The following is a 25,489-nucleotide window of genomic DNA, read 5'->3' on the forward strand; positions in this document are numbered from 1 at the left end:
CCCCTTCCGGGGGAGGGTCGGGGTGGGGGCACGGCCTTCGCGCATGCACAGCGTTTGCAAGCGCCGCGAGCCCCCATCCCAGCCTTCCCCCGGGAGGGGAAGGAGCAATACGGGGCGCGCTTGAACACGCGGTGCTGAACTTACCCGCACTGCGGACGCATTCGAAGCGCGATCCGCACCTTCATTCGTCGTCGGCGTTGTTTCCCGTCAGAGACAAGACCTCTTCGACAAAAGCCTCGAAGCGCGGCAACACAGCCGGAAGTCCTTCAGGAGACTCCCCCTCGCCCGCATCGAAGAAATGCGGTGCATCGGCGGCAATGGACACCCACTCCCCGCCTTCGAACAACAACCCCAGATAGCCATCCGCCGTCGGCAGATAGAACAGCCCCGCGCTGTCGAGCGTGCGCTGGCCTTGTTGAGCCTCGCCGCGCCCCCAGCGCACGCCGTGGTGCGCCAGGTGATCGGTGATCCAGCCGTCGCACACGTGCGTGTCGCGCCAGCTGCCTTGTGCATCGAATACGGCCAGCACGGGCATGGGCGGCGTCCGGGTTACTGCAGGAAGCTGGGCTTGGCGTAGCCCTGGAACTTGCTGTCGACCACCGCCTTGAATTCCTTCGAGCGGTAGGCGTCGGCGAGGTCCTTGGCCCATGCGGCGTTCTTGTCGGCGGTCTTCACGGCGACCACATTCAGGTAGTAGTCGGGCGTCTTCTCGAGCACCACGGCCTCGGTGAGCTTCAGGCCCGACGAGATCGCGAAGTTGCCGTTGACGATGGCGTATTCGGTGTCGCCCAGCGAACGCGGCAGCTGCGCGGCTTCGAGCGGAATGAACTTCAGCTTCTTCGGGTTCTCGGCCACGTCACGCTCCGACGCGCGCAGCGGGTCGATGCCGGCCTTGATGGTGATGAGCTTGTTCTGCTCCAGCAGCACCAGCGCGCGCGCCAGGTTGCTCGGGTCGTTCGGCAGCGTCACGCGGTCGCCCTCCTTCACGTCGGCCAGCGTCTTGCGCTTGGTCGAGTACACGCCCATCGGTGCGATCGGTCCCTGCACCAGCTCGGTCAGGTCGAGCTTCTGGTCGGCCGCGAACTTCTTCAGGTAGACCAGGTGCTGGAAGAAGTTGGCGTCGAGCGAGCCCTGCGCCAGCGCGAGGTTGGGCTGCACGTAGTCGTTGAACTCGACCAGCTTGACCTTGTAGCCCTTCTTTTCCAGGATCGGAATGATGCCGGTCTTGAGCTGGTCGGCGTTGGAGCCGGCGGTGCCGCCGATCACGAGGTTCTTCTTGGCGTCTTGCGCCTGCGCCGACAGCGAGAGGCCGCCGAGCGACAGCGCGGCGAGGGACAGGGCGAGGACGGAACGGCGCAGCAGTGCGGTTTTCATGGAATGAGCAAGGAAAGAGAAAGGGAAGAAAGAGAGATCAACGCTTGTCGAGCCGGCGCGCCGTGGTGTTGCCCACGAACTGCAGGATCTGCACCAGCACCACGAGCAGCGCCACGGTGAGCACCATCACGTCGGTCTGGAAACGGTAGTAGCCGTAGCGGATGGCCAGGTCGCCGATGCCGCCGCCGCCCACCACGCCGGCAATCGCCGAGTACGACAGGAAGCTCACGGCCAGCACGGTGAGCGCGAGCACCAAGCCCGAGCGCGCCTCGACCACCAGCACGCGCCAGACGATCTGCAGCTCCGAGGCGCCCATGGCATGGGCCGCCTCGATCACGCCGCGCGGCACCTCGCGCAGGCACTGGTCGACCAGCCGCGCAAAGTACGGAATGGCCGCGAACGACAGCGGCACCGCGGCCGCCAGCGGGCCGATGGAGGTGCCGGCGATCACCCGCGTGAACGGCACCAGCGCCACCAGCAGGATGATGAACGGGAAGGAACGCACCGTGTTCACGATCCAGTTGAGCACCAGGAACGCCGGCTTGTTCTCCAGCGACTGCCCCGGCCCCAGCAGGAACAGCAGGATGCCCAGCGGCCCGCCGATGAGCACCGCCGCCGACAGGCCGATGGCCAGCATCAGGAAGGTCTGGCCCGTGGCGGTCCACAGCTCGGGAAGGATGGGGGTGATGTTCTCAAACATAGGCCAGCTCCTGCGCGTTGCGCTCTACCGACGCCACGCGCGGCGCCACGGCTTCGCGCGCCTCGCGTTCGCGGCGGCGCACCAGTTCGTCGATCTCGCGGCCCAGCGCGGTCTTGCGCTCCTCGCTCGGTGCATCGACAGCGAACTGCTCGATGAGGCGGCCTTTTTCGAGGATGGCCACGTTGCGGCACAGCACCTCGACCACCGGCAGCTCGTGCGTGACGATCACGATGGTCACGCCGATCTTCTGGTTGATGTCGCGCAGCGTCTCGAGCAGCGCGCGGGTGGTTTCGGTGTCGAGCGCCGAGGTGGGCTCGTCGCACAGCAGCACCTGCGGGCGCGGCGCCAGCGCGCGGGCAATGGCCACGCGCTGCTTCTGGCCGCCCGAAAGCTGGGCCGGGTAGGTGTCGATCTTTTCGGCCAGGCCGACGAGGTCGAGGCACTCGCGCACCCGCTCGTTGATTTCGGCCTTGGAATGGCGGCCGTGGATCTTCAGCGGGAAAGCCACGTTGTCGAACACCGTGGCGTTCTGCAGCAGGTTGAACTGCTGGAAGATCATGCCGATGTTCTGGCGCGTGTCGCGCAACTCGCGGCGCGAGAGCGTCGTCAGGTCGCGCCCGCCCACGAACACCTGGCCCGCGTCGGGCCGCTCCAGCAGGTTGATGAGGCGCAGCAGCGTCGACTTGCCGGCGCCGCTCTTGCCGATCAGGCCGAACACGTCGCCCTGCTGGATCTCGAGCGAGAGCGACTGCACGGCATCGAACACCTCGCCGCTGGGCAAGGCAAAGGACTTCTGCACCGATTGAAGACGGATGACCGGCGCCGCGTTGCCGCGTGCCGCATCAGGCGAAGGGAAGGTCATGAAAGAAGAAGGAGGCACGGGCCGCAAGGCGCGACCGCGCAGGTTCGCAAAAAGGTGCCGAGTATGAAAAGAAACAAGCCGAAAGGGAACGAACAAATCGGCTCGTACTTATATGAAAAAACAGATAAGAAAGACCACATAAACGAAGTGGATGCCATATCGATATGAGGATTGGTTCGTTCCCGATCCACGGCGGCAATGCCACATTCGGCGCCTTCATTTCTTCGAATTCGCGCCACCATGCATTCCACTTTCCGCCGCCGCAGCCTCGTGCTCGCCACCCTGGCCACCGCCCTTTTCACCGCTTTCGCGGGCAATGCGGCCTTTGCACAGGACAACAAGAACACCGTCAAGGTCGGCATTTCCGTCGGCAGCGCCGAGCAGGTGTTCGAGGTGGTCAAGAAGGTCGCCGCCAAGGACGGCCTGAACATCCAGGTCGTGGTGTTCAACGACTACCAGTTGCCCAACGCGGCGCTGGCCGCCGGCGACCTCGACGCCAACGCCTTCCAGCACCAGCCCTTCCTGGACAACCAGATCAAGGCGCGCGGCTTCGACCTCGTGCCCGTGGGCCTGACCATCACCGCGCCGCTGGGCTTCTATTCGCGCAAGATCAAGTCGGTCGACCAGCTGGCCGACGGCGCCTCGGTCGGCATCCAGAACGACCCGTCGAACGGCAACCGCGCCCTGCTGCTCCTGCAACAGGCCAAGCTCATCACCCTCAAGCCCGAGGCCGTGAAGAACAACAACGCCACGCCGCTGGACGTGGTGAGCAACCCCAAGAAGCTCAAGCTGGTGTCGCTGGACGCCGCCCAGCTGCCGCGCTCGCTCGACGACCTGGCGATTTCGGCCATCAACAACGACTACGCCGAGAAGGCCGGCCTGTCGTTCGGCAAGGACGCCGTCATCAAGGAATCGGCCCAGAGCCCCTACGCCAACCTGATCGCCGTGCGCCGCGCCGACAAGGACAAGCCCTGGGCCAAGCGCCTCGTGGCCGCCTACCAGTCGCCGGAGGTGAAGAGCTTCATCGAGACGCAGTTCAAGGGGTCGCTGATTCCGGCGTTCTGACCGCCGCACCGCCCCATCCAGGTTGTCTCCCCCCTTGCCCCCTGTGCGCGCGCGGCGTGCCCAGGGGGCTTTTCGCGTTCAGGTTTTTTGCTGCGGAAACGGCGTCGAAGGTATCTTCCGGGCTCCAACGAACCATGGAGGAATCCCAGCATGTTTTCGCGACACCACCTCGCCGCCGGCCTGGCCACCATGACACTGCTCACCGCCGCCACGAGCGCCTCGGCCCAGCGGCCCGCCGACCCCGTGCCCGGCCAGATCAGCGTGACCGGCACCGCCGCGGTCCGCGTGGCGCCCGACGAGGTGTTCCTGACCATCGGCGTCGAGAGCCGCGACAAGAGCCTGCAGGCCACCACGCGCGACAACAGCGACCGCATCGCCAAGGCCCTGGCGGTGATCCGGCGCCACGGCGTGCCCGACAAGAGCGTGCAGCTCAACTACATCCAGGTCGAGCCCGACTACGACACCCAGGTCAGCCGCATCACCCCCGTGGCCTACCGCGCGCACAAGAGCATCGGCATCAAGCTCACGAAGCTGGACAGCTTCGAGCCCCTGCTGACCGAGCTTTTCGCGGTGGGCGTCAACCAGGTCGAGAACATCGAGTTCCGTAATTCCGACATGCGCAAGCACCGCGACAAGGCCCGCGAGCTGGCCGTGGCGGCCGCGCGCGAGAAGGCCGACGCGCTGACCTCGCAGCTGGGCGTGAAGCGCGGGCGGGCCCTGCGCATCACCGAGGACTCGGGCTGGCGCTGGGGCGGCTGGAGCGGCAGCTACCGCGGCGGCCAGAACCTGATGCAGCAGAACGTCGTGCAGTCCGCCGGCGGCGCCGCCGCCAGCCAGGGCGACAGCGCGGACGGCGAGCTGTCGGTGGGACAGATCAGCATCACGGCCACGATCAGCGTCGATTTCCAGCTCGAATAGCGCCGCAACGGCACTGCTTCAGGGGCCTTTGCGGCCCGTGAGAAAATGACGGGTTCCCCCGAACACCCACCTCACACAGTCAGGACACCCCATGGACGCAGAACAGATCAACCAAATCGGCGCAATGCTCGCGGACCTGAGCGTCCGCACGGTCGATTTACGGAGGTATCTTTGACTACGATGCCAAAGCTGAACGACTGAGGACAGTCAACGCATCGCTGGAAGACCCGAGCGTCTGGAACGACCCGAAGAAGGCCCAGGAACTGGGCAAGGAAAAGAAGTCGCTCGACGACGTGGTCGTCACGCTCGACCGGCTCACCAACGGGCTGTCGGACAACACCGAGCTCTTCGAAATGTCGAAGGAAGAAGGCGACCTCGACGGCCTGCAGGCCATTGCCGATGACGCCGCCACGCTCGAAGCCGACATCAAGCAGCTCGAATTCCGCCGGATGTTCAACAACCCGGCCGACCCGCTGAACGCCTTCATCGACATCCAGGCCGGCGCCGGCGGCACCGAGGCCTGCGACTGGGCCAGCATGCTGCTGCGCCAGTACCTGAAGTACGCCGAGCGCAAGGGCTTCAAGACGCAGATCGAAGACGAAACGCCCGGCGACACCGCCGGCATCAAGGGCGCGACCATCAAGGTCGAAGGCGACTACGCCTTCGGCCTGCTGCGCACCGAGACCGGCGTGCACCGCCTGGTGCGCAAGTCGCCGTTCGACTCGTCGGGCGGCCGCCACACCAGCTTCGCATCGATCTTCGTCTACCCCGAGATCGACGACTCGATCGAGATCGAGATCAACCCTTCCGACGTGCGCACCGACACCTTCCGCGCCTCGGGCGCCGGCGGCCAGCACATCAACAAGACCGACTCGGCCGTGCGCCTGACGCACATCCCGACCGGCATCGTGGTGCAGTGCCAGGACGGCCGCAGCCAGCACAGCAACCGCGACGTGGCGTGGAAGCGCCTGCGCTCGCGCCTGTACGACCACGAGATGCGCAAGCGCCAGGAAGAGCAGCAAAAGCTCGAGGACAGCAAGACCGACGTGGGCTGGGGCCACCAGATCCGCAGCTACGTGCTGGACAACAGCCGCATCAAGGACCTGCGCACCAACGTCGAAGTCTCGGCCACACAGAAGGTGCTCGACGGCGACCTCGACGTGTTCATCGAAGCGTCGCTCAAGCAAGGCGTCTGATCGATGAGCCTGAACACCGGCAGGGTCGAAGCCCTGATCTTCGACATGGACGGCACCATGATCGACTCCATGCCCTGGCATGCGCGGTCGTGGGTGACGTTCGCGGAGCGCCACGGCGTGAAGCTCGACGTGAGCGAGATCCTCGCGCGCACCACGGGCCGCACCGGCACCGAGAGCATGCGCGAGCTGTTCGAGCGCGAGCTCTCCGATGCCGAGTGCCTGGGCTTCGTGCACGAGAAGGAAGAGATCTACCGCGAACTCTTCCACGACAACTTCACCGAGGTGGCGGGCTTCACCGCCTTCGCCAAGGCCGCCGTTGCACGCGGCCTGAAGGTGGCGGTGGGCACGGCCGGCGACAGGCACAACATCGAATTCGCCATGTCGCGCCTGAAGATGGACCCGCTGCCGCTGGCCATCGTCGGCGGCGACGAAGGCTTTTCGGGCAAGCCCACGCCCGCGATCTTCCTGGAAGCCGCGCGCCGCATCGGCGTGGCGCCCGAGCGCTGCATCGTGTTTGAAGACGCGCCCTTCGGCATCGAAGCCGCCCGCCGTGGCGGCATGCGCGCCGTGGCCGTGTGCAGCACCCATACGGCCGCCGAGCTGGCCGGCCCTCACGTGATCGCCGCCGTTCGCGACTACAACGAACTGGCCCATTCGAATTTTCTGGAGACCCTCGATGCTGCTTCAGCGTGACGCCCAAGGGCAACCCATTGCCATCCGCCGCGAAGACTACGCCGCGCCGGCGTTCTGGATCGACACCGTCGACCTGACCTTCGACCTCGACCCCGCCAAGACCCGCGTGCTCAACCGCATGCAGCTGCGCCGCAACCCCGAGGTGCCGGCCCAGCCGCTGCGCCTGGACGGCGACGAGCTCAACCTGGCGCGCGTGCTCGTGAACGGCCAGGGCGCCTCGTTCCGCATGGAAGGCGAGCAGCTCGTCATCGACGGTTTGCCCGACGCGTTCGAACTCGAGATCTTCACCACCTGCTGCCCCATCAAGAACACCAAGCTGATGGGCCTGTTCGTGAGCGAGGACACCTTCTTCACGCAGTGCGAGGCCGAGGGCTTCCGCCGCATCACCTACTTCCTCGACCGTCCGGACGTGATGGCGATGTACACCGTCACGCTGCGCGCCAGCAAGGCCGCCTACCCGGTGCTGCTGTCCAACGGCAACCTCGTCGACCAGGGCGAACTGCCCGAGGGCCGCCACTTCGCCAAGTGGGTCGACCCCTTCAAGAAGCCCAGCTACCTGTTCGCCCTGGTGGCGGGCAAGCTCGTGGCGCGCGAGCAGCGCATCAAGGCCCGCAACGGCAAGGAACACCTGCTGCAGGTGTACGTGCGCGCCGGCGACCTCGACAAGACCGAGCACGCCATGAACTCGCTCGTCAACTCCGTGCTGTGGGACGAAGCCCGCTTCGGCCTGCCGCTGGACCTGGACCGCTTCATGATCGTCGCCACCAGCGACTTCAACATGGGCGCCATGGAGAACAAGGGCCTGAACATCTTCAACACGAAGTACGTTCTGGCCAACCAGGCCACCGCGACCGACGCCGACTACAGCAACATCGAAAGCGTGGTCGGCCACGAGTACTTCCACAACTGGAGCGGCGACCGCGTGACCTGCCGCGACTGGTTCCAGCTCTCGCTGAAGGAAGGCCTCACCGTCTTCCGCGACCAGGAGTTCAGCCAGGACCTGTGTGCCGACGCCTCGGCGCGCGCCGTCAAGCGCATCGAGGACGTGCGCGTGCTGCGCACCGCCCAGTTCCCCGAAGACGCCGGCCCCATGGCCCACCCGGTGCGGCCCGACAGCTACATCGAGATCAGCAACTTCTACACCGTCACCATCTACGAAAAGGGTGCCGAGGTCGTTCGCATGATGCAGACGCTGGTCGGCCGCGCAGGCTTCGAAAAGGGCATCACCCTGTACTTCGAGCGCCACGACGGCCAGGCCGTGACCTGCGACGACTTCGCCCAGGCCATCGCCGACGCCAACCCCGACTCGGAACTGGCCCGCCTGCTGCCGCAGTTCAAACGCTGGTACAGCCAGGCCGGCACGCCCCGCCTTGCGGCGCACGGCGTGTACGACGCGCAGAACCGCAGCTACACCCTGAGCGTTGTGCAAAGCTGCCCGCCCACGCCGGGCCAGCAGACGAAGGAACCCTTCGTCATTCCACTGAACATCGGCCTGCTCGACGCCGCCACCGGCCGCGAGCTGCCCATGCAGCTTGAGGGCGAAAGCGATGTGGCACACGGCACTCGCACCATCGTGCTGTCGCGCGCCGGCGAGCAGATCACCTTCACGGGCCTGGACGCCGAGCCCGTTCCGTCGATCCTGCGCGGCTTCAGCGCGCCGGTGATCCTCGACTTTGCGTACACCGACGCCCAGCTGCTCACCCTGCTGGCCAACGACCCCGACCCGTTCAACCGCTGGGAAGCCGGCCAGCGCCTGGGCCTGCGCGCCGCGCTGCAAGCCATTGCAGCAGCGAACGCCACCGACGCCACGCCGGTGCTGAACGACGCGTACCTCGACGCCATGCGCAGCGTGCTGCGCCACCCGCAGCTCGACGCCGCCTTCAAGGAACTGGTGCTCACGCTGCCGTCGGAAACCTACATCGCCGAACAGCTCGACGTGGTCGACCCGCAGCGCGTGCACCTCGTGCGCGAAGCCATGCGCGCCCAGCTCGCCACCGCCCTCTTCGCCGACTGGGAGCAGGTGTACGAAGCCAACCACGACACCGGCGCCTACACGCCCGACCCGACCTCGTCGGGCCGCCGCGCACTGGCCGGCATGGCGCTGAACTTCCTGTGCCTGGCGGCGCGCGCCTCGGGCGACACCGTGTGGCCGGGCAAGACCCTGCAGCGCTTCAAGGACGCGGGCAACATGACCGACCGCTTCAACGCGCTCAACGCGCTCGTGTCGTCGGGCCACACCCTGGCGGCGCAGGCGCTCGCACGCTTCCACGCCATGTTCAAGGACGAGGCGCTGGTCATCGACAAGTGGTTCTCGCTGCAGGCTGGCGCCAGCGACCGCGGCGGCGACATCCTGCCGCTGGTGAAGCAGCTCATGAAGCACTCCGACTTCTCGCTGAAGAACCCCAACCGCGCGCGTAGCGTGATCTTCAGCTACTGCAGCGGCAACCCCGGCGCCTTCCACCGCGCCGACGCGGCCGGCTACGTGTTCTGGAGCGAGCGCGTGATCGAGCTCGACGCCATCAACCCCCAGGTGGCTGCCCGCCTCGCGCGCGCGCTCGACCGCTGGAGCAAGCTGGCCGAGCCGTACCGCAGCGCCGCGCGCGAAGCCATCGCCCGCGTGGCCGCCAAGCCCGATCTGAGCAAGGACACGCACGAAGTGGTGACCCGCGCTCTTGCCGGGAATTGAGCTCTCCCCCAGGCTTCGCGCACTTCGTGTCGCTTCTCCTCCCCCCTCACCGGGGGCAACACCAGCGGCCGGGCAAAGCCGGTTCCGCGGTGTTCCACGAACAGACCCTCTCATTTGGATAGGACAGACCCCATGGCACAGCAAAAAATCTCCTTCACCCGCTACCTCGTCGAACAACAACGCGCCGACGGCCTCATTCCTGGTCAGCTGCGCCTGCTGCTCGAAGTGGTCGCCCGTGCCTGCAAGAGCATCAGCCAGGCTGTCAACAAGGGCGCGCTGGGCGGCGTGCTCGGCTCGGCCGAGAGCGAGAACGTGCAGGGCGAAGTCCAGAAGAAGCTGGACATCATCGCCAATGAAGTGCTCATCGAGGCCAACGAATGGGGCGGCCACCTCGCGGCCATGGCCAGCGAGGAAATGGACAGCATCTACGTGGTGCCCAACCGCTACCCGCAGGGCGAATACCTGCTCATGTTCGACCCGCTCGACGGCAGCAGCAACATCGACGTCAACGTGAGCATCGGCACCATCTTCAGCGTGCTGAAGAAGCCCGACGACACCCCCGGCGTGCAGGAAGCCGACTTTCTGCAGGCCGGCACCCAGCAAGTGGCCGCCGGCTACTGCATCTACGGCCCCCAGACCACCCTGGTGCTCACCGTGGGCAACGGCGTCGCCATGTTCACGCTCGACCGCGAGCAAGGCAGCTTCGTGCTCACGCAGGAAGACATCCAGATTCCGGCCGACACCAAGGAATTCGCGATCAACATGAGCAACATGCGCCACTGGGACGAGCCCGTGAAGCGCTACATCGACGAATGCCTGGCCGGCAAGGAAGGCCCGCGCGGCAAGGACTTCAACATGCGCTGGATCGCCAGCATGGTGGCCGACGTGCACCGCATCCTGATGCGCGGCGGCGTCTTCATGTACCCCTGGGACAAGCGCGAGCCCGAAAAGGCCGGCAAGCTGCGCCTGATGTACGAGGCCAACCCCATGAGCTGGCTCGTCGAACAGGCCGGCGGCGCCGCCACCAACGGCAAGCAGCGCATCCTGGACCTGAAACCCACCAAACTGCACGAGCGCGTGAGCGTGATGTTGGGTTCGCGTAACGAAGTTGAGCGTTTGACGCAGTACCACGCCGAGAAGCCTTGATTTCTTGGCTATAATCTGAGGCTTCGCCGGTGTAGCTCAGTCGGTAGAGCAGCTCATTCGTAATGAGAAGGTCGGGTGTTCGATTCATCTCTCCGGCACCAAATCAAAAGCCCCGCTATTTTTTCGATAGCGGGGCTTTTTGCTGTGCGGTCTAGAAATTAGGGTCGATGAGACCCCGTCGGTTCAAGACTGCGAAGTCGTTCTATCAGCGCCAGATTCTTCGTATGAGCATGCTCCCCATAGTGCACTTCCCGATGACACGCCGGGCACAGCGCAGCCACAAACTGCGGATGATCTGGCCCTCCGTCAGATACGCGCGTGGTGTGATGGGGCTCTAGATACGGGGACCCGCCACTTCGATGAAACGGCGCCGGCTCATTACATAGCTCACACTTCCCCGCTGCCCGCAAAAGCACGTAGTCCCGCACCGCACGGCTCCGGTCGTAGATCGTGCGGCTTCCTGTTGTCGCGTCCTTCACGCCATCGACCTTGGACGCGGCAATTGCCCTGCTTCGGGACTCTTGCAACGTCAGACCTTCAGCGGAATTCTCCGCCGCAGCAAGCTCCAGTTGTTCGAGACGCGCAACCGGTACAAGCCGAAAAATGATCGCGTCTCGAAGAACTTGTTTCTTGTCTGGCGCACGGACCCAGTCATATCCTTGGTAAACAAATTCGCCGAGATACTTTTGGCCCTTGCCTTTGCCGATGGTCCGAAACAAATGCAGCGCTTTTCCTCTGGCTGAGTGGTCGCGAACTGCCTTGTTGCCGCGAACGAACTGCATGTTGCCTTCTTGGCCTTCGCCCGAGAAAAAGAAAGTGCCCTCGTCATCGAATCGATCGGCGTAACCATACTGCTCGCCACTATCGCCAGTGAACAAGAACGTCACCGGTGCCTGCGCTGAATCAGAGATTCCGCCTTGCCGACCGCCGCCAAACGGGTCATTCAGGTCTGGCCAGCGTCGATAAATCTTCCCAAGTGCAAACGATGGAAGCGCCCCAGCGATTGAGAGCGAAGGCGCCTTGCTAGCCACGCCATCTCACCGAAAAAACGACCTGATTGCTCCCAATCCGATACTGATCCTTCGATCTGGAAGAACCTACATCGCACTGCGCTCCGCGATTTGCACCGAAATAGCCTGACATCACCCGCCTTTCGTTAACAATTGACCACACTTTAGCGTCAATTGATCGGGTGATTCACTGTCTGGCGCGCTCTAAGCAATCATTGTTTCTGTGCTTCTCGGCGACGCCCCTCATTCGCCTGAATGAGAAGAGCAGGCCGCTCACAAGCAGGGCCGGCACCAAGTGAATGAGTTGATTGCCGCCGCCAAGCGCACGATGTTCTTCATCGGCGAGAACCAACAAGACGTGGCAGAGCCGAAGGCCTGCGGTCGGCACGACAGCACCTCGCGCGGCTACAAGGCGCGGCTCAAAGCAGACCCGATCATCAAGAACACCGCACGCTGATGACGCGCGGCATGAAGGGGTGCCACCTCTACTGCAGCAACGAAGAGACCGCGAACTACTTTCGCGCGCGGCTGTCGCCCTCTGCAGCGCTCACGTAGGCGCCGACGCGTCCGCTGCGTTGATCCGTCTCAACAGTTGCTGCGCAAGCTCTGCAACTTCGCCAGCCAGGTCTGACGCGATCCACATCACATGGTCCCGGTGCACCGCACCGATTGCGTCGAACCATTCACTGCAGTCTCCGTAGCAACAGGTCAGCAACGATTGCAGTTGAGAGGACTTCTTCTCTAGAAGATCGGCAGCGTCAGGGCGATTTGCCCTGGGGGAATCAGGCGTGGCTTGCCCGGCGATAATTTCATCAGCCATTTGGTGTGCGTCCTTTCCGAGGTTGTGCACGTCACTTGGTCAGACGGTCTGGGTGTTAGCGCACCCTGGCCGTCGCCTTTTGTGCCTCACATCGACATCGCGGCGGTGTGCATCGATGTCCCGCCGTGAGGCGCGGCGGGCGTTCAAATGTAGGCAGAGAAGCGCATCAGCGGAAGCCTCACACGGTGAACAAATGAGGACTCGCGTCGACTCTGTGGCGTGCGACTGCGATCGTCATGGACGCGACGAAGCCGGCACTCAGGCCTTGATCTGTCTGGCTTTCGATCGACTCGGTACGCGTCGCGGCGCCTTGTAGTTCGGGTCTGCCGCCCGGAGTGCTTCGGGCATCTTTTCAGCGATGGCGATCAGTGTCTTCGCAGCGCCTGTTGGTTCTCGGCGCCCTTGCTCCCACTGCTGCAAGGTACGAACCGACACGCCGAGCAGTTCAGCAAAGCCCGCTTGCGAAAGGCCTGCGTTCTCGCGTGCAGCAACAACAGGCGTGTAGACCTTGCGCGTTTTTCCAGCGCCCATCTCGCGCGCCGATTGCACGAGCAACGCCTCGAAGTCCTGGCCTGCTTCGAAGGCAGCCAGCTCGGCATCATTCATCGGCTTTTTCTGCGGCATTGCGCAACTCCTTCAAGGTTTCACCAGAGATCGAATCGAGGTTCGCCTTGGCATAAATCAACAGCAGGACGACTTCACCGCGCTTCGTGCGGTTGAAGTACACCACCCGCACGCCACTGCTCTTGCCCGAGCCGACACGGCTCCAGCGCACCTTGCGCACCCCGCCCGACTTCTGAACGAGATCTCCCGCATCGGGGTGTTCCGAGATGTAGGCAGCAAACTCGCCTCGCTCTTCCTCTGCCCAATAGTTCGGCCACAGCTTCTGGAAGGTTGGGGTTTCGACGACGGTGAGCATGGCGAAAATGTACGCCAATGGCGTATATTCTACGCCCACCGAATCGTGACCATCGTCACGAATCCTGCATGAGAAGTTGGACGTGCCAGCAGGCCCGTTCTACAGGTCGATCAAGAAGCGTTTCTGCGAGCCACGCCGGTTTCAACCCGCAGCCGCAGCCCACGCCTCCACCCGCCGCACCAACACATCCCGACGCGCCACCACCTCCGCCAACAGGTACTGCCGCGCCTGCTCCTGCGCCACGTCGTTCGACAGAAACCACTGCTCGCGCTCGGCGCTGCCTTGCGGCGGTGGCGTGCCCCACCCTGCTTCTCCGGCAGCGCCTCGGAAGGCCTCGGTCATGGGCAGGCGGCCGTCGGTCTTGCCTAGGCTCGACAGCGCATCGGGCGGGCCGTCGAGTGCGATGCGCACGTGCACGACGCTCTCGCCTTCGGTGCGAATCGATGCACCCAGGCCGCCCTCGCGGTGCACGCGCCACAGCTCGACCGCGGAGGCGTTGCGGACCCAGCTCTCCAGTGCGCGGACCAAGCTCTCGAGAATGATTTGTTGGTTCATGGGCAATATTTCACACGTTTCCATCTGGTGTCGGCAAGCGGCCACGGTGCGAGCCGGTCAAAAGGCCGCTGTAACTTCGTGTCTTGGCGCCTGAGCTATATTTGTTGTCATGGAAAAGGCGTCTGACATAGGTAAACCCACGGTTCCGATCGATCTGATCGGGCCAGAGCATTGGGTGCGTTCAAGGCGCGGCTCCCGCCGCACGACGAAGGTGCTTTTCCTTCTGCTCGGTGGGCTCGCAGCGGCCTCCGCGGTGGCCTACAGCTTCTTCGGCGCGGGGCGCTGAACACCCACACAAACAAGCACACGCGCAAGCCGCACAAGACAAAGCCCGCTTCCGTTGGACCAACGGAAGCGGGCTTTTCTCATGGTGCATGCGGCGCCATCTATTGCAGTCGCGAGCCGCGCGGCAGGCGTTTGGCCAGCCACTCGTGCACGTCGGCGCGGATGTTGCGGCCTTCGAGCAGGAAGTTCTCGAAGCGGCTCGGCACGTACGGCAGGTAGACCAGCGGCATGCCGGCTTCCTCGGGCGTGCGTGCGGCCTTGCGGTTGTTGCAGGCGGCGCAGGCGCTCACGAGGTTGGTCCAGCTCCACGGGCCGCCGCGCGATTCGGGCATGACGTGTTCGCACTGCAGGTCGCGGTCGGCGAACACCTGCGCGCAATAGGCGCAGGTGTGGCGGTCGCGGCGCAGCAGCTTGGCCTTGGTCACGCCGGGCACGACGTCGAACAGGTTGATCTTCGACGCACCACGCAGCGCGATGATGGGCGCGACTTCGATGCGCGACTGCACACCGCGCGCCACGTTGAAGCCGCCGCGCAGCGTGGCCAGCGGCAGGTCGCCGTCTTCCCAGGCGACGGAGCCGGTGGCGTAGTGCAACACCGCCTGCTCCAGCGAGATCCAGGCTTGCGGCGTGCCCTGAATGTCGAGTTGCAGGACGTGAGGATGCATGACGGTTCGCCTCCCTTCGCGGCGATAAAAAGTGAGTGGATGGGTGAATGAATGGGGTGCACGAACGGAATCGAACCGCCGTCAGCGGGATCACAACCCGCGGCTCTGCCATTGAGCTACGCGCACCATGGAAAACAAGAAGAAGACGAGCGACGCCGCCTACCACTCGCCCGATGCGCGCACGCGCTGGTCGAGGTCGAGGTTGTCGAGCAACGCCTCGTTGCCGCTGGGCAATGCCGAAGCACGAAGTTCGACGTAGCGCGGCCCGAGCCCCACGCCGAAGCGCTGGGCCAGCGACCACACCATGTGCCTGCGCGGCTTCGGTGCCGGGTGCACGGCGATCATCCGGATCGGTGTGTTGCGCTTGCGCATGAGGGCCTCCTGGGTCAGTGACAGAAAAACAAAAGTGATGACTTGAAAAATGTCCGGTGACGGGTTCCGGCGCCGCCCAATCTTTGCGGCCGGTTTCCGCGGGAGGACCACGCATCGGCATGGCCCGGTCCCGCTCGGGTGTGGTCCGTGTGGCAGGAGTTGAACCTGCGACCCTCTGGTCCCAAACCAGATGCGCTACCAGGCTGCGCCACACACGGAAGAAAAACAAAAAAAGCCTGCCCGCGCTTCCATTTCGGTTGTGTCCTCACGCGACAGGCCACGCGCTGGGCGCGGCCCCGTCGAACGTCGCTGCACAGGAGTGATCAACTCATGCACATCCCGCCAGACCGTCGACGCGGCAATTTCTGGCGGTGGGGTGAAGGCACACCCGAAATGGAAAGCGGCAAAAACAAAAAGGCCCGGAACCTTGCGGTGTCCGGGCCTCTTTGCGAGAGAGCTTGAGAGATGCGCGTCTACGCGCGACCTCCACCCGGGGGCACCTGAGCCTCGAACTGACCGCCAACGCGCAGACGGGCTGCGGCTTTGGTGGCGTACGCGGTGTTCTGGTGCGAAAACAACGACAGGGGCGACGGCATGTCGAAACCATGGCAGAACCCGACGCGCACGAGCGGTCGGCCCGAAGCGGGTCGAATGCTGGTGAGAGTCAGTGCGGTGTTCACGATGGTTCCTGGTCAAAAATTGCCGCTGTCGGCTGTAAGGGGTTGGAAAAAGGACGGCTTGCGCCGTGAATTGCTGGCAACTGTAAAGAGTGTTTACGGCGACGTCAACAACCGGGACAATCTTTTCTTGTCTTGTTGTTGTTTTTGAACAGTGCCCCATACCACCGTCGCGCGCCGCCGCAATGCGCTCGTGCTGCATCGCCGCTTTCTCGAGGACGCCGTCGCGGCGGGCCTGCCCGCCAAGGGACTGGACCAGGCGTTTGCACGAAAGATCGAGATCTCTCCCAGCATGTGGAGCCAGATCAAGAGTGCGCGGCCCATCGGCGACAAGCTGGCGCGGCAGATCGAACGGCACTGCGACATGGAAGCCGGTTGGCTCGACCGGGAAGACACCCCCCAGTCAGAAGCGCTGCCCGATGCGGCGGAAGAACGCTTCGTGGCGGCCGCGCGCGACGCGTGGCGCCAGGCCAATGCCAAGGGGAAGCGAGAACTCAGCGGCTGGCTGAAGAAGCACGCGCAGGAGAAGAAGGCGCCCGAGGCTGCCGACAGCGCGGCACCGGCGCCCTAGCCTTCTTCAGGCCTTGCCTGCAGCCTCGGCAGCGGCCAACGCCGGCGCATCGCGCAGGATGGCCGCGCGCATGTCGTCCGGCACGGCGATGGCACGGTGCGTGTCGAGCGAGGTCGTCACCAGCACCTGACGCACCTGCATGCGCAGCTCGCCCGAGGTGGGCTCGAAGCAGCGCAACGAAAGCGTGATCGAGCGCGAGCCCAGTTGTGCCACCGACAGGCCGAGCGTCACGCGGTCGCCCATGCGGCTCACGGCGCGGAAGTCGGCGTCGAGCTTCACGGTCGGCAGGCCGACGCGGCGCTCGCCGATGAGTGCGTGATAGCCCACGCCGAGCCCGTCGCTCACCCAGTCTTCGACCAGGCCGTTGAGCATCACGAAGTACTGCGGATAGAAAACGATGCCCGCCGGGTCGCAGTCGGAAAAGCGGATGAGGCGCGGGCGCTGGAACTCCACGCCGTTGCTCTCGCCGCTCATGCCTGCCCTTCCTCGCCCGCGCCGTCGCCGCGCATCACGTGCACGCGCAGCAGTCCGAGCTGGTTGTACATCTGCTTCACGGTCTTCATGTCGAGACCCGAGAACATCTCGAGGATCCACTGCTCGTGTTCGTTGGCCATGGCTTCGAAGGCGCTGCGGCCTTCGGGCGTGAGGCTCACGATCCACGCACGGCGGTCGTCGGGGCTGGGGGCGCGTGCCACCATGCCTTCGCGCTCGAGTTCGTCGGTCAGGCCGGTGACGTTGCCACCGGTGACCATCAGGTAGCGCGAGAGCACGCGCATCTTCAGGCCGTCTTCGTAGCGGTACAGCTGCGCCATGTAGTCGAAGCGCGCCAGCGAGATGCCGAAGCGCTCGCGCAGGCGACGCCGGATCTCGGCCTCGATCTGCGTGGTGCTGGCGAGCATGCGCAGCCACAGCTTGAGCATGGCGTGGTCTTCATGACCGGCGCGCGCTTCGTGGCCGAGTTCTTCGGCGTCGCTCAGCACGGCGTGGGAAGCATCGTTGCGGCTCATGTGACTTCTCCTCCGGAAACGGAGATCGACTGGCCCGTGACCGACGCGGCGCCTTCGCCGCACAGCCAGCGCACGGCATCGGCCACCTCGGCAGGCTGCACGATGCGCTTTTGCGGGTTCACGCTGGAGAACTCGGCCAGCGCATCGGCTTCGCTGCGGCCGGTCTTGCCGACCACGTTGGCGACGCTGTTGCGCAGGATGTCGGTGTCGGTGTAGCCCGGGCACACGGCGTTCACGGTGATGCCCTTGCGCGCCACTTCGAGCGCGAGCGAGCGCGTGAGGCCGATCACGCCGTGCTTGGCCGCCGTGTAGGCCGACACGTAGGCGTAGCCCTTCTGCCCCGCCGTGCTGGCGATGTTGACGATGCGGCCCCAGCCGGCGTCGAGCATGTCGGGCAGCGCGGCCTGCGCGCACAGGAAGCTGCCGGTGAGGTTGACCGACAGCATGCGCTGCCACAGCTCGACCGAGGTCTTCAGGAACGGCGCGCTCTCGGCGGCGCCCGCGTTGTTGACCAGCACGGTCACAGGGCCGCGTTCCGCCCGCGCCTGCGCAAAGGCCGCCTGCACGCCCTGCGGGTCGGCCACGTCGGCCGCCGCCACGCCGTGACCGCTGCCGGCCAGGGTGTCGGCCACGCGCTGCAGGGCCTGCGCATCGCGGCCCAGCAGGGTGAGCACGGCCCCCTGGGCGGCGAGGGTGCGGGCGATCTCCGCGCCGATGCCGCGAGCGGCGCCGGTGACGAGGGCATGACGACCAGTGAGCGAATTTGTATGCATACCTGAATGTTTTAGTTCTGAATCATTTTAGCGGTTTGCGGCAGGCGTGTGTCTCCCGTGCTGCTACCGCATGAAACGGCCGCCGTTGAGGTCCAGCGTCGCCCCTGTCATGAAGGCGCCGGCCGGCGAGGCCAGGTAGACGACGGCGGCGGCCACCTCTTCGGCCAGCCCGAAGCGGCCCAGCGGGATGCCGGCTTTCAGCGCCTGCTGCCGCTCGGGGGCCAGCGCGGCAAGCGCGGGGCTGTCGATGGCGGCCGGCGCCAGCGCGTTCACGGTCACGCCGTGCGGTGCCAGTTCCTGCGCAAAGGAACGCGTCAGCGCCAGCAGGCCGGCCTTGCTGGCTGCGTAGTGCACGCCGGTGGCACTGCTGGCCTGCTGCCCCGCCAGCGAGGCCAGGTTGACGATGCGGCCCGCGCCGCGTTCGCGCATGTGCTTTCCCGCGATACGGCAGCCGAAAAAGCTGCCGCGCAGGTTGATGGCGAGCACGTCGTCCCACTCGGCGGGCGTGATGTCCCACAGCGACGTGGTCGGCGTGCGCGCCGCGTTGTTGACCAGGATGTCGACGCCGCCGAAGTGCGTCACCGCCTGCGCGAAACCATCGCTGAAAGCCTGCTCGTCGCGCACGTCGAGCGCCAGCGCGAGACCACCCACCTCGGCGGCGATGGCTCGTGCATTGGCCAAGTCGATGTCGGCCACTGCCACGTGCGCACCGGCCTGCACCAGCCCGCGCGCGATGGCCGCGCCCAGCCCCTGCCCCGCGCCGGTGACGAAGGCCACGCGCCCTGCCAGCGGAAGCGCGGTGGCGTGCGTCATCCCGCTTTCACGGGCCGACCGTCCCAGGTCTGAGGCCCCACGCCGCGCTCGCGCAGCTTGAACTTCTGCACCTTGCCGTTCTCGGTGCGCGGCAGGTCGGGCAGCAGGTCGATGTAGCGCGGCACCGCGAAGTACGGCAGGCGGCCTTCGCAGAAGCGCGCCAGTTCGGCCGGGTCGATGGCCACGCCCTCGCGCGCCACCAGCGCGGCCATCACCTCGTCTTCGGCCAGTTCGGAGCGCACCGGGTACACCGCGCACGAGGCCACGCCGGGGTGGCTCAGCAGCACCTGCTCGACCTCGAAGGACGAGATGTTCTCGCCGCGCCGGCGGATCGCGTCCTTGATGCGGTCGACGAAGCGGAACGCCCCGTCGGCATCGCGCACCACGCGGTCGCCCGTGTGGAACCACAGGTTGCGCCAAGCCTCGACGGTCTTCTCGGGCATGTGGAAGTAGCCGCTTGCGAAGGCATAGGGCTCGTCGGCGCGCAGCAGCAGTTCGCCGGCCTCGCCGGGCGGCAGCGGCACGTCGTCTTCGTCGGCCACGCAGGCCTGGAAGCCGGGGCGCAGCCAGCCCATGACACCGCCGCGCGGCGAATCGGGCGCGGTGGCGATGGCGAAGTTGGTTTCGGTGGAGCCATAGCCTTCGAGCAGCGCCACGCCCGTGCGCGCCTTGAAGGCCTGCCCTGCCGCCGCGGGCACGCCGGGCCCGAGGCCGGTGCGCACGCGGTGGTTGCGCTCGCCCTCGCCTTCGGGCTGGGCCAGCAAAATCGGCACCATCGCGCCGAGCAGGTAGACCACGGTCGCGCCGTTGGCGCGCATCGACGGCCAGAAGCCCGAGGCGGAGAAGCGCGACTCGAACACCACCTCCGCGCCGGTGAGCGCGGCCTGCGCGAAGGTATTGAGCGCGTTGATGTGAAAGAGCGGCAGTGTGGTGCACAGCACGTCGTCGCGGCCGACACCGAGCACTTCGGCGCTGTTCACGCCCCACCAGAAATACTGCGCCTGCGGGCAGATGACGCCCTTGGCCGGGCCGGTGGTGCCCGAGGTGTAGAGGATGGCGAGCGGGTCGCCCGGCTGCACCGCGGCGGGCGGCAGGGCCTGCGCGCCCGACGGGTAGGCCGACACACGCACGCCGGCGGGCGGCGTCCACGGCGCTTCGGCCTGCGCATCGCCCACCACCCACACCTCGCGCAGCGCCGTGCGGGCCAGGTCGGCCGTCGCCAGCCGATCCAGAAAACCGGCCTCGATCACCAGCAGCTTCGCCTCGCTGTTCGCGAGGAAGTATTCGATCTGCGGCCCCATCGACGCCGTGTTGACCGGCACGACCGACGCGCCGAGCCAGCCCGCGCCGAGGAAGGTGTCGAGGAACTCGATGCGGTTGCCGCACATCACCGCGATGCGGTCGCCGCGCGCCACGCCGTGCTGCGCAAGCGCACCGGCGCGCGTGGCCGCGGCTGCGGCGGCGTCGGCGTGCGTCCATTGCCGGCCCGCGATGCGCAACAGCGGTCGGCTGCCGAACAATGACGCCTGCCGCTGCAGCATGGCCGGCAGCGTGCGCTGCGGCGGCGGCACCGCGCGCGGGTCACTCGTCATCGTGCGTGCCTCCGCCCAGATACGTCGCCTGCACGCGCGGGTCGCTGGCCAGTTCGGCCGAGGCGCCCGACAGCGCGATCTCGCCCGTCTCCAGCACATAGCCTTCGTCCGAGCTTTCGAGCGCGGCGCGCGCGTTCTGCTCCACCAGCAGGATCGACACGCCGTCGTCGCGCAGCTTGCGCACGATGGTGAGGATGTCGCGCACGATCAGCGGCGCCAGGCCCAGGCTGGGCTCGTCGAGCATCAAGAGGCGCGGCGCCGACATCAGCGCGCGCCCCACCGCCAGCATCTGCCGCTCGCCACCCGAGAGCGTGTCGGCGCGCTGTGCGCGGCGCTCGGCCAGGCGCGGGAAGCGGTCGTACACCGACTGCAGCTGCCGCTTCATCGCATCGCCGCGCAGCCGCTTGGCGTAGGCGCCCAGCTGCAGGTTGTCGAGCACGGTGAGTTCACCGAACAGCTCGCGCCGTTCGGGCACGAGGCACAGGCCGCGCTCCACGCGCGCCTCCACGTCCAGGCCTCGCAGGTCTTCGCCTTCGAAGCGCAGCGTGCCCTTGCTGGGCAACAGGCCCATGGCCGCGGCCAGCAGCGTGGTCTTGCCCGCGCCGTTGGGGCCGATCACCGAGATGATCTGGCCCGGCTGCAAATCGAGCGACACGCCGCGCACGGCCTCGACCTGCCCATAGGACACATGCAGGTCTCCAATCTCGAGCATCGCGGTCATACAACGCTCCCCAGGTAAGCCGCCTGCACACGCTCGTCCGCGCGTACCGCCGACGGCACGCCCTCCACGAGCTTGGAGCCGAAGTTCATCACCACCAAACGGTCCACCAGTTTCATCACGAAGTCCATGTCGTGTTCGACGATCAGGATGGTCACGCCCTCCTCGCGCAGCTTGCGCAGCAGGTCGCCCAAGGCCATCTTTTCCTTGCGGCGCAGGCCGGCGGCGGGCTCGTCGAGCACCAGCAGCACGGGGTCGGCGGCCAGTGCGCGCGCGATCTCCAGGATGCGCTGCGTGCCCAGCGGCAGGCTGCCGGCAAGCTCGTGTGCGCGATCGCCCAGGCCGATGCGGTCGAGCTGGCGCTGCGCTTCCTGCAGGATCTGGGCTTCTTCCGTGCGGTCCAGGCGCAGGCCCGCCTTCAGGATGCCCGAGCGCGTGCGCGAGTGCGCACCCAGCGCCACGTTGTCGAGCAGGCTCATCTGCGGGCGCAGCTTCACGTGCTGGAAGGTGCGCGCCAGCCCCAGCCGCGCCACCTCGCGCTGCGGCATGCCGGCGATGTCGTGCTCCAGAAAGCGCACCTGGCCCGCGCTCATCGGCAGCGTGCAGGTCAGCAGATTGAACATGGTCGACTTGCCCGCGCCGTTGGGTCCGATGAGGCCGATGATCTCGCCGGCCTTGACGTCGAAGCTCACGTCGTTCACCGCCACCAGTCCGCCGAAGCGCTTCACGGCGCCGTTGACCGACAGCACCGGCGTGCCGCGTGCAGGCAAGGTGCGATGCGGCAGCGGCTCGACCAGCGGTGCCTCGTGGCGCGAGGCGGCGGGCGTGCCGGCGCGGCGGCGCGTCCAGCGACGCAGCAGGCCCATCACGCCACCGCGCGCAAAGTGCAGCAGCAGGATGAAGAGCGCCGCGAAGGCCACGGCCTCCAGCTGCCCTGCGCGCTGCGTGAGCAGCGGCAGCACGTCCTGCAGGCCGTTCTTCAGCACCAGCACCAGCGCAGCACCCACGAGTGCGCCCGTCAGCTGGCCGAGCCCACCGGCCACGGCCATCAGCAGGTACTCGATGCTCATGCGCACGTCGAAGGGCGACGGGCTCACGAAGCGGTTCATGTGCGCATAGAGCCAGCCCGCCAGCCCCGCGAACAGCGCGGCCGTGACGAACAGCGACAGCCGCACGCGGTAGGCGTCGGCGCCCACGCTCGCCAGCAGCGTGGCGCCGCCGCGCAGCCCGCGAATGGCGCGGCCGGGGCGCGACTGCAGCAGGTTGTGGCTGAACAGGCAGGCCAGCCCGACGACGACCCAGATCAGGTAGTACATCGCGCGCGGATCGGCCAGCGACCAGCCGCCGATCTGCAGCGGCGGAATGTTCGACAAGCCCGTGTGCCGGCCGAGCGCATCGACGTTGCCGAACAGCATCGCGATCGACAGCCCCCAGGCGATGGTGCTCAGCGGCAGGAAGTGCCCACCCAGGCGCAAAGTGAGCATGCCGATGGCCAGTGCCGAAATGCCCGTGAGCAGCAGCGCGAAGGCGAGCCCGATCCACGGCGACATGCCCTGCGTGGTGGTGAGCCACGCCGTGGCGTAGGCCGCGATGCCCACGAAGGCCGCCTGTCCGAACGACGTCGCGCCACCCACGCCGGTCAGCAGCACCAGCCCGAGCGCCACCAGTGCGCCGATGCCGATGTCGTTGAGCAGCGAGACGGTGAAGCTGCCCGCCAGCACCGGCACCAGGGCCAGCACGACGACCACGAGGGCGATCCAGCCCGTGCGTTTGCGGTTGCCGTTCATTGGTCCACCTCGTCTTCTTCCTCTTCCGAATGGGCTGCCATGAAGGAACGCAGCATGAGCACGGGGATCAGCAGGCTGAACACGATCACGTCTTTCAGCGCGCCGCTCCAGAACGACGCGAAGCTCTCGACCACGCCGACCGCCAGCGCGCCGATGGCCGTCATCGGGTAGCTCACGAGCCCGCCGATGATCGCGGCCACGAAGGCCTTCAGGCCGATGATGAAGCCCGAGTCGTAGTACATGGTGGTCACCGGCGCGATCAGCACGCCGATGAGCCCCGCCAGCAGCGAGGCGCAACCGTAGGCCAGCAGCGCCGTGCGCACCGGCCGGATGCCGACCAGCCGCGCGCCCACGCGGTTCACCGCCGTGGCGCGCAGCGCCTTGCCGGCCACCGTGCGCTCGAACACCAGGAAGAACAGCCCGCTCAGCACGATGGCCGCCCCCACCATCAGCACCACCTGGCCGCTGACCGTGAAGCCGTCGCCCAGCGTGAACACCGCGCTCGTGAGCGGCGTGGTGCGCGAGCCTTCAGGCCCGAAGAACAAGAGGCCCAGGCCCGACAGCAGGAAGTGCAGCGCGAGCGACACGATCAGCAGCACCAGCACCGAGGCATCGGCGATCGGCTGGAACACCACGCGCGCCAGCAGCGGCGCGATGGGCACCACCAGCAGTACCGCCACCGCGATGTGCACCGCCACCGGCACGCCGGGCCGCGCCGCCAGCCATGCGAGCACGCACGGAATGGCGGGCAGCACGCCCCAGGTCAGCACCGCCTTCGGAATGCGCGCGGCCTCGCCGCGTCGCAGCAGGCTGCCGATTTCGGTGGCCAGCGCCAGCGCGGCCAGCACCGCGACCATGCCGATGGTCGGCGGCACGCGGCCGGTCTCGAAGGCCGCCAGCGACAGGGCGGCAAAGGCCGCGATGTCGCCGAACGGCACGAACACCACCCGCGTGACCGAGAAGATCAGCACCAGCCCGAGGCCGGCGAGCAGATAGACGGCACCGTTGGCCAGGCCATCGGTGACGAGGATCAGCGCCACGTCCCAGTTCATAGAAAAACCTCTGTCGGAGTCATCGTTGTCGTTGTCGTGAAGGAAAACAGGAGATTCAAGGGGCGAGCTTCCATTGGCCGCTGTCGAGCTTGACGATCACGCGGGCGCGCTCGTCCACGCCGTACAGGCTGCCGGGCTTGAAGGTGTAGACGCCGTGCGTGCCCACCACTTCCTTGGTGCTGAAGATGGCGTCGCGCAGCGCCACGCGAAACTCGGGCGTGCCGGGCTCGGCCTTCTTCATGGCGCGCGAGGCGGCGTCGGCGAACACCAGCCAGCCGTCGAAGGAATAGGCCGAGAAGGCGTCGCTGGTCGGCGCGTTGTTGACCTTCTGGAACACGGCGCGGAAGTCGGTCGCGATCTTCTTGGTCGGGTAGTCGGCCGGCAGCTGCTCGGCCACGATCACCGGGCCCGTGGGCATCAGCGCGTTCTGGCCGGCCGCGCCGACCACGCGCACGAAGTCGGGGTTGATGAGGCCGTGCTGGCCGTACACGCCGCCCTTGAAGCCGCGCTCCTGCAGCGCCAGGAACGGCAGCGCGCCCGGCGTGCCGGCGCCGCCGGTCATCACCGCGTCGGGACGCAGCGCCACGATCTTCAGCACCTGGCCGGTCACCGAGGCGTCGGCGCGCGCGTAGCGTTCGTTGCTCACCACCTTGATGCCGGCGGCGGGCGCCGCCTTGTTGAGGGCCTCGTACACCAGGTCGCCCCAGGCGTCGGAGAAGCCGATGTAGCCCACGGTCTTGACGTTGTTGCGCTTCATGCGCTCGACCACGGCGTCGATCATGAGCTGCGTGGGCTGCGCCACCGTCATGACCCACGGGTTCTCGTTCGGGTCGAGCAGGATGGGCGTGAGGCCGATCATCGGCGTCTTCGCTTCCTTGCCCACCTGCGCCATCGCGATGGCCGAGGGCACGCCCGAGGTGCCCATGAGGATGTCGACCTTCTCGTCCTCGATGAGCTTGCGCGCGTTGCGCCCGGCCGTCGTCGGGTCGGAGCCGTCGTCCAGCACCACGAGCTGGATCTTGCGGCCGTTGACCTCGCCCTTGTAGGCCAACGCAGCCTGCATGCCCTTGGCATACGGCACGCCCAGCGAAGAGTTGGGCCCCGACAGCGACACGCTGAGACCGACCTTGAGGTCGGCCGCCAGCGCGCTGGCCACACCACAGGCGGTCAGTGCCGCGGCGAGGGCACCGCGCGTCAAGGTCAGCATCAGGTTCTTCATGTCGTAGCTCCAGT

At 66.5% G+C, this 25,489-nt stretch carries 30 protein-coding genes and 3 tRNA genes; 11 read left to right on the top strand and 22 right to left on the bottom strand.

Annotated features, from left to right (window positions below; all coding sequences use genetic code 11):
* Nucleotides 1-181: 181 nt before the first annotated feature.
* From D3H34_RS22970 to D3H34_RS22985, 4 genes are read right to left on the bottom strand one after another with little or no spacing between them, the layout of a single operon-like run.
* Nucleotides 182-535 (bottom strand): hypothetical protein, encoded by a 354-nt coding sequence (locus tag D3H34_RS22970; RefSeq protein ID WP_119556561.1) that lies wholly within the window; start codon nucleotides 533-535, stop codon nucleotides 182-184.
* 14 nt (nucleotides 536-549) lie between these two features.
* Nucleotides 550-1,374 (bottom strand): MetQ/NlpA family ABC transporter substrate-binding protein, encoded by an 825-nt coding sequence (locus D3H34_RS22975; protein ID WP_119556562.1) that lies wholly within the window; start codon nucleotides 1,372-1,374, stop codon nucleotides 550-552.
* Between the two features lie 37 nt (nucleotides 1,375-1,411).
* A complete protein-coding gene (locus D3H34_RS22980; protein WP_119556563.1) occupies nucleotides 1,412-2,074 on the bottom strand; it encodes a methionine ABC transporter permease in 663 nt (220 codons plus the stop codon).
* A complete protein-coding gene (locus D3H34_RS22985) occupies nucleotides 2,067-2,936 on the bottom strand; it encodes a methionine ABC transporter ATP-binding protein (RefSeq protein ID WP_119556564.1) in 870 nt (289 codons plus the stop codon). The genes D3H34_RS22980 and D3H34_RS22985 overlap by 8 nt, the downstream gene beginning before the upstream one ends.
* Before the next feature lie 240 nt (nucleotides 2,937-3,176).
* Here D3H34_RS22985 and D3H34_RS22990 point away from each other — a divergent pair, with 240 nt between their 5' ends.
* From D3H34_RS22990 to D3H34_RS23020, 7 genes are all read left to right on the top strand, one after another.
* The gene (locus D3H34_RS22990) at nucleotides 3,177-4,001 is read left to right on the top strand and encodes a MetQ/NlpA family ABC transporter substrate-binding protein (RefSeq protein ID WP_119556565.1); all 825 of its coding nucleotides are present in this window, start codon (nucleotides 3,177-3,179) and stop codon (nucleotides 3,999-4,001) included.
* Between the two features lie 150 nt (nucleotides 4,002-4,151).
* Complete coding sequence (locus tag D3H34_RS22995; RefSeq protein WP_119556566.1) at nucleotides 4,152-4,919, top strand: SIMPL domain-containing protein; 768 nt, start codon at nucleotides 4,152-4,154, stop codon at nucleotides 4,917-4,919.
* Nucleotides 4,920-5,010: 91 nt separating this feature from the next.
* A protein-coding gene (gene prfB / locus D3H34_RS23000) for a peptide chain release factor 2 (protein WP_119556567.1) occupies nucleotides 5,011-6,115 on the top strand; the annotation gives its coding sequence in 2 pieces (ribosomal slippage) (nucleotides 5,011-5,091 and nucleotides 5,093-6,115; 1,104 coding nt in all).
* Nucleotides 6,116-6,118: 3 nt separating this feature from the next.
* Nucleotides 6,119-6,808 (top strand): HAD family hydrolase, encoded by a 690-nt coding sequence (locus tag D3H34_RS23005; protein ID WP_119556568.1) that lies wholly within the window; start codon nucleotides 6,119-6,121, stop codon nucleotides 6,806-6,808.
* Complete coding sequence (gene pepN, locus D3H34_RS23010) at nucleotides 6,792-9,494, top strand: aminopeptidase N (protein WP_119556569.1); 2,703 nt, start codon at nucleotides 6,792-6,794, stop codon at nucleotides 9,492-9,494. Before D3H34_RS23005 ends, pepN begins: the two co-directional genes overlap by 17 nt.
* 132 nt (nucleotides 9,495-9,626) lie before the next feature.
* Complete coding sequence (locus D3H34_RS23015) at nucleotides 9,627-10,640, top strand: class 1 fructose-bisphosphatase (protein WP_119556570.1); 1,014 nt, start codon at nucleotides 9,627-9,629, stop codon at nucleotides 10,638-10,640.
* A gap of 25 nt (nucleotides 10,641-10,665) precedes the next feature.
* Nucleotides 10,666-10,741 (top strand) — tRNA-Thr (locus D3H34_RS23020).
* A gap of 57 nt (nucleotides 10,742-10,798) precedes the next feature.
* On the opposite strand, the gene D3H34_RS23025 is transcribed toward D3H34_RS23020, so the two are convergent.
* Nucleotides 10,799-11,671 (bottom strand): HNH endonuclease, encoded by an 873-nt coding sequence (locus D3H34_RS23025; RefSeq protein WP_119556571.1) that lies wholly within the window; start codon nucleotides 11,669-11,671, stop codon nucleotides 10,799-10,801.
* A gap of 274 nt (nucleotides 11,672-11,945) precedes the next feature.
* Between D3H34_RS23025 and D3H34_RS34305 the strand changes: the two genes are divergently transcribed.
* On the top strand, nucleotides 11,946-12,107 hold the full coding sequence (locus D3H34_RS34305; protein WP_167481263.1) for a hypothetical protein: 162 nt from the start codon (nucleotides 11,946-11,948) through the stop codon (nucleotides 12,105-12,107).
* Between the two features lie 90 nt (nucleotides 12,108-12,197).
* On the opposite strand, the gene D3H34_RS23030 is transcribed toward D3H34_RS34305, so the two are convergent.
* The 4 genes from D3H34_RS23030 to D3H34_RS23045 form a co-directional block, all read right to left on the bottom strand.
* Entirely contained in the window at nucleotides 12,198-12,470 is a 273-nt protein-coding gene (locus D3H34_RS23030) for a hypothetical protein (protein ID WP_119556572.1), read from the bottom strand.
* 258 nt (nucleotides 12,471-12,728) lie between these two features.
* Complete coding sequence (locus D3H34_RS23035) at nucleotides 12,729-13,094, bottom strand: helix-turn-helix domain-containing protein (RefSeq protein ID WP_119556573.1); 366 nt, start codon at nucleotides 13,092-13,094, stop codon at nucleotides 12,729-12,731.
* Nucleotides 13,069-13,389, bottom strand: a complete 321-nt coding sequence (locus tag D3H34_RS23040; protein WP_119556619.1) for a type II toxin-antitoxin system RelE/ParE family toxin — start codon at nucleotides 13,387-13,389, stop codon at nucleotides 13,069-13,071. Before D3H34_RS23040 ends, D3H34_RS23035 begins: the two co-directional genes overlap by 26 nt.
* A gap of 141 nt (nucleotides 13,390-13,530) precedes the next feature.
* Nucleotides 13,531-13,944 (bottom strand): hypothetical protein, encoded by a 414-nt coding sequence (locus D3H34_RS23045; RefSeq protein WP_119556574.1) that lies wholly within the window; start codon nucleotides 13,942-13,944, stop codon nucleotides 13,531-13,533.
* Between the two features lie 109 nt (nucleotides 13,945-14,053).
* On the opposite strand from D3H34_RS23045, the gene D3H34_RS34310 reads away from it, so the two are divergent.
* On the top strand, nucleotides 14,054-14,230 hold the full coding sequence (locus D3H34_RS34310) for a hypothetical protein (RefSeq protein ID WP_167481264.1): 177 nt from the start codon (nucleotides 14,054-14,056) through the stop codon (nucleotides 14,228-14,230).
* Nucleotides 14,231-14,330: 100 nt separating this feature from the next.
* Here the strand turns inward: D3H34_RS34310 and D3H34_RS23050 are convergent, their stop codons facing one another.
* The 4 genes from D3H34_RS23050 to D3H34_RS23065 all read right to left on the bottom strand — a co-directional run bounded on the left by D3H34_RS23050 (nucleotide 14,331) and on the right by D3H34_RS23065 (nucleotide 15,484).
* Nucleotides 14,331-14,894 (bottom strand): HNH endonuclease, encoded by a 564-nt coding sequence (locus D3H34_RS23050; RefSeq protein ID WP_119556575.1) that lies wholly within the window; start codon nucleotides 14,892-14,894, stop codon nucleotides 14,331-14,333.
* 52 nt (nucleotides 14,895-14,946) lie between these two features.
* Nucleotides 14,947-15,020, bottom strand: a tRNA-His gene (locus tag D3H34_RS23055).
* A 33-nt stretch (nucleotides 15,021-15,053) separates the two neighbouring features.
* Nucleotides 15,054-15,266 carry a short-chain dehydrogenase gene (locus tag D3H34_RS23060; RefSeq protein WP_119556576.1) on the bottom strand — a complete coding sequence of 71 codons (213 nt, stop codon included), beginning with the start codon at nucleotides 15,264-15,266 and terminating at the stop codon, nucleotides 15,054-15,056.
* Nucleotides 15,267-15,407: 141 nt separating this feature from the next.
* A tRNA-Pro gene (locus tag D3H34_RS23065) sits at nucleotides 15,408-15,484 on the bottom strand.
* 376 nt (nucleotides 15,485-15,860) lie between these two features.
* Here D3H34_RS23065 and D3H34_RS34025 point away from each other — a divergent pair.
* Both D3H34_RS34025 and D3H34_RS23070 read left to right on the top strand, forming a co-directional pair.
* Nucleotides 15,861-16,094 carry a hypothetical protein gene (locus tag D3H34_RS34025; RefSeq protein WP_147400476.1) on the top strand — a complete coding sequence of 78 codons (234 nt, stop codon included), beginning with the start codon at nucleotides 15,861-15,863 and terminating at the stop codon, nucleotides 16,092-16,094.
* A 3-nt stretch (nucleotides 16,095-16,097) separates the two neighbouring features.
* Nucleotides 16,098-16,514: a hypothetical protein gene (locus D3H34_RS23070; protein WP_119556577.1), complete on the top strand. Its 417-nt coding sequence runs from the start codon at nucleotides 16,098-16,100 to the stop codon at nucleotides 16,512-16,514.
* A 6-nt stretch (nucleotides 16,515-16,520) separates the two neighbouring features.
* On the opposite strand, the gene D3H34_RS23075 is transcribed toward D3H34_RS23070, so the two are convergent.
* From D3H34_RS23075 to D3H34_RS23115, 9 genes are all read right to left on the bottom strand, one after another.
* The gene (locus D3H34_RS23075) at nucleotides 16,521-16,988 is read right to left on the bottom strand and encodes an acyl-CoA thioesterase (RefSeq protein WP_119556578.1); all 468 of its coding nucleotides are present in this window, start codon (nucleotides 16,986-16,988) and stop codon (nucleotides 16,521-16,523) included.
* Nucleotides 16,985-17,521, bottom strand: a complete 537-nt coding sequence (locus D3H34_RS23080) for a MarR family winged helix-turn-helix transcriptional regulator (RefSeq protein WP_119556579.1) — start codon at nucleotides 17,519-17,521, stop codon at nucleotides 16,985-16,987. Before D3H34_RS23080 ends, D3H34_RS23075 begins: the two co-directional genes overlap by 4 nt.
* Nucleotides 17,518-18,294: an SDR family NAD(P)-dependent oxidoreductase gene (locus D3H34_RS23085; RefSeq protein WP_119556580.1), complete on the bottom strand. Its 777-nt coding sequence runs from the start codon at nucleotides 18,292-18,294 to the stop codon at nucleotides 17,518-17,520. Before D3H34_RS23085 ends, D3H34_RS23080 begins: the two co-directional genes overlap by 4 nt.
* 63 nt (nucleotides 18,295-18,357) lie before the next feature.
* On the bottom strand, nucleotides 18,358-19,107 hold the full coding sequence (locus D3H34_RS23090) for an SDR family NAD(P)-dependent oxidoreductase (RefSeq protein WP_119556581.1): 750 nt from the start codon (nucleotides 19,105-19,107) through the stop codon (nucleotides 18,358-18,360).
* Complete coding sequence (locus tag D3H34_RS23095) at nucleotides 19,104-20,699, bottom strand: ATP-dependent acyl-CoA ligase (protein ID WP_119556582.1); 1,596 nt, start codon at nucleotides 20,697-20,699, stop codon at nucleotides 19,104-19,106. The genes D3H34_RS23090 and D3H34_RS23095 overlap by 4 nt, the downstream gene beginning before the upstream one ends.
* Nucleotides 20,689-21,420, bottom strand: coding sequence for an ABC transporter ATP-binding protein (locus D3H34_RS23100; RefSeq protein WP_119556583.1), 732 nt, complete (start codon nucleotides 21,418-21,420; stop codon nucleotides 20,689-20,691). The genes D3H34_RS23095 and D3H34_RS23100 overlap by 11 nt, the downstream gene beginning before the upstream one ends.
* The gene (locus D3H34_RS23105; RefSeq protein WP_119556584.1) at nucleotides 21,417-23,204 is read right to left on the bottom strand and encodes a branched-chain amino acid ABC transporter ATP-binding protein/permease; all 1,788 of its coding nucleotides are present in this window, start codon (nucleotides 23,202-23,204) and stop codon (nucleotides 21,417-21,419) included. Before D3H34_RS23105 ends, D3H34_RS23100 begins: the two co-directional genes overlap by 4 nt.
* Complete coding sequence (locus tag D3H34_RS23110) at nucleotides 23,201-24,256, bottom strand: branched-chain amino acid ABC transporter permease (protein WP_119556585.1); 1,056 nt, start codon at nucleotides 24,254-24,256, stop codon at nucleotides 23,201-23,203. Before D3H34_RS23110 ends, D3H34_RS23105 begins: the two co-directional genes overlap by 4 nt.
* A 55-nt stretch (nucleotides 24,257-24,311) precedes the next feature.
* The gene (locus D3H34_RS23115) at nucleotides 24,312-25,475 is read right to left on the bottom strand and encodes an ABC transporter substrate-binding protein (protein WP_119556586.1); all 1,164 of its coding nucleotides are present in this window, start codon (nucleotides 25,473-25,475) and stop codon (nucleotides 24,312-24,314) included.
* Between the last annotated feature and the right edge of the window lie 14 nt (nucleotides 25,476-25,489).

Source organism: Acidovorax cavernicola (assembly GCF_003581445.1).

Excerpts from the sequence above, each read along its gene's own strand:
- D3H34_RS22975 (WP_119556562.1), bottom strand. The coding sequence starts at position 1,374 with ATGAAAACCGCACTGCTGCGCCGTTCCGTCCTCGCCCTGTCCCTCGCC.
- D3H34_RS23005 (WP_119556568.1), top strand. The coding sequence starts at position 6,119 with ATGAGCCTGAACACCGGCAGGGTCGAAGCCCTGATCTTCGACATGGAC.
- D3H34_RS34025 (WP_147400476.1), top strand. The coding sequence starts at position 15,861 with ATGTCGAAACCATGGCAGAACCCGACGCGCACGAGCGGTCGGCCCGAA.
- D3H34_RS23030 (WP_119556572.1), bottom strand. The coding sequence starts at position 12,470 with ATGGCTGATGAAATTATCGCCGGGCAAGCCACGCCTGATTCCCCCAGG.
- D3H34_RS23105 (WP_119556584.1), bottom strand. The coding sequence starts at position 23,204 with ATGAACGGCAACCGCAAACGCACGGGCTGGATCGCCCTCGTGGTCGTC.
- D3H34_RS34310 (WP_167481264.1), top strand. The coding sequence starts at position 14,054 with ATGGAAAAGGCGTCTGACATAGGTAAACCCACGGTTCCGATCGATCTG.
- D3H34_RS23095 (WP_119556582.1), bottom strand. The coding sequence starts at position 20,699 with ATGACGAGTGACCCGCGCGCGGTGCCGCCGCCGCAGCGCACGCTGCCG.
- D3H34_RS22980 (WP_119556563.1), bottom strand. The coding sequence starts at position 2,074 with ATGTTTGAGAACATCACCCCCATCCTTCCCGAGCTGTGGACCGCCACG.
- D3H34_RS23075 (WP_119556578.1), bottom strand. The coding sequence starts at position 16,988 with ATGAGCGGCGAGAGCAACGGCGTGGAGTTCCAGCGCCCGCGCCTCATC.
- D3H34_RS23110 (WP_119556585.1), bottom strand. The coding sequence starts at position 24,256 with ATGAACTGGGACGTGGCGCTGATCCTCGTCACCGATGGCCTGGCCAAC.
- D3H34_RS23045 (WP_119556574.1), bottom strand. The coding sequence starts at position 13,944 with ATGAACCAACAAATCATTCTCGAGAGCTTGGTCCGCGCACTGGAGAGC.
- D3H34_RS23115 (WP_119556586.1), bottom strand. The coding sequence starts at position 25,475 with ATGAAGAACCTGATGCTGACCTTGACGCGCGGTGCCCTCGCCGCGGCA.
- D3H34_RS23080 (WP_119556579.1), bottom strand. The coding sequence starts at position 17,521 with ATGAGCCGCAACGATGCTTCCCACGCCGTGCTGAGCGACGCCGAAGAA.
- D3H34_RS23090 (WP_119556581.1), bottom strand. The coding sequence starts at position 19,107 with ATGACGCACGCCACCGCGCTTCCGCTGGCAGGGCGCGTGGCCTTCGTC.
- D3H34_RS23035 (WP_119556573.1), bottom strand. The coding sequence starts at position 13,094 with ATGCCGCAGAAAAAGCCGATGAATGATGCCGAGCTGGCTGCCTTCGAA.
- pepN (WP_119556569.1), top strand. The coding sequence starts at position 6,792 with ATGCTGCTTCAGCGTGACGCCCAAGGGCAACCCATTGCCATCCGCCGC.
- D3H34_RS23085 (WP_119556580.1), bottom strand. The coding sequence starts at position 18,294 with ATGCATACAAATTCGCTCACTGGTCGTCATGCCCTCGTCACCGGCGCC.
- D3H34_RS23050 (WP_119556575.1), bottom strand. The coding sequence starts at position 14,894 with ATGCATCCTCACGTCCTGCAACTCGACATTCAGGGCACGCCGCAAGCC.
- D3H34_RS22990 (WP_119556565.1), top strand. The coding sequence starts at position 3,177 with ATGCATTCCACTTTCCGCCGCCGCAGCCTCGTGCTCGCCACCCTGGCC.
- D3H34_RS22985 (WP_119556564.1), bottom strand. The coding sequence starts at position 2,936 with ATGACCTTCCCTTCGCCTGATGCGGCACGCGGCAACGCGGCGCCGGTC.
- D3H34_RS22970 (WP_119556561.1), bottom strand. The coding sequence starts at position 535 with ATGCCCGTGCTGGCCGTATTCGATGCACAAGGCAGCTGGCGCGACACG.
- D3H34_RS22995 (WP_119556566.1), top strand. The coding sequence starts at position 4,152 with ATGTTTTCGCGACACCACCTCGCCGCCGGCCTGGCCACCATGACACTG.
- D3H34_RS23060 (WP_119556576.1), bottom strand. The coding sequence starts at position 15,266 with ATGCGCAAGCGCAACACACCGATCCGGATGATCGCCGTGCACCCGGCA.
- D3H34_RS23015 (WP_119556570.1), top strand. The coding sequence starts at position 9,627 with ATGGCACAGCAAAAAATCTCCTTCACCCGCTACCTCGTCGAACAACAA.
- D3H34_RS23040 (WP_119556619.1), bottom strand. The coding sequence starts at position 13,389 with ATGCTCACCGTCGTCGAAACCCCAACCTTCCAGAAGCTGTGGCCGAAC.
- D3H34_RS23100 (WP_119556583.1), bottom strand. The coding sequence starts at position 21,420 with ATGACCGCGATGCTCGAGATTGGAGACCTGCATGTGTCCTATGGGCAG.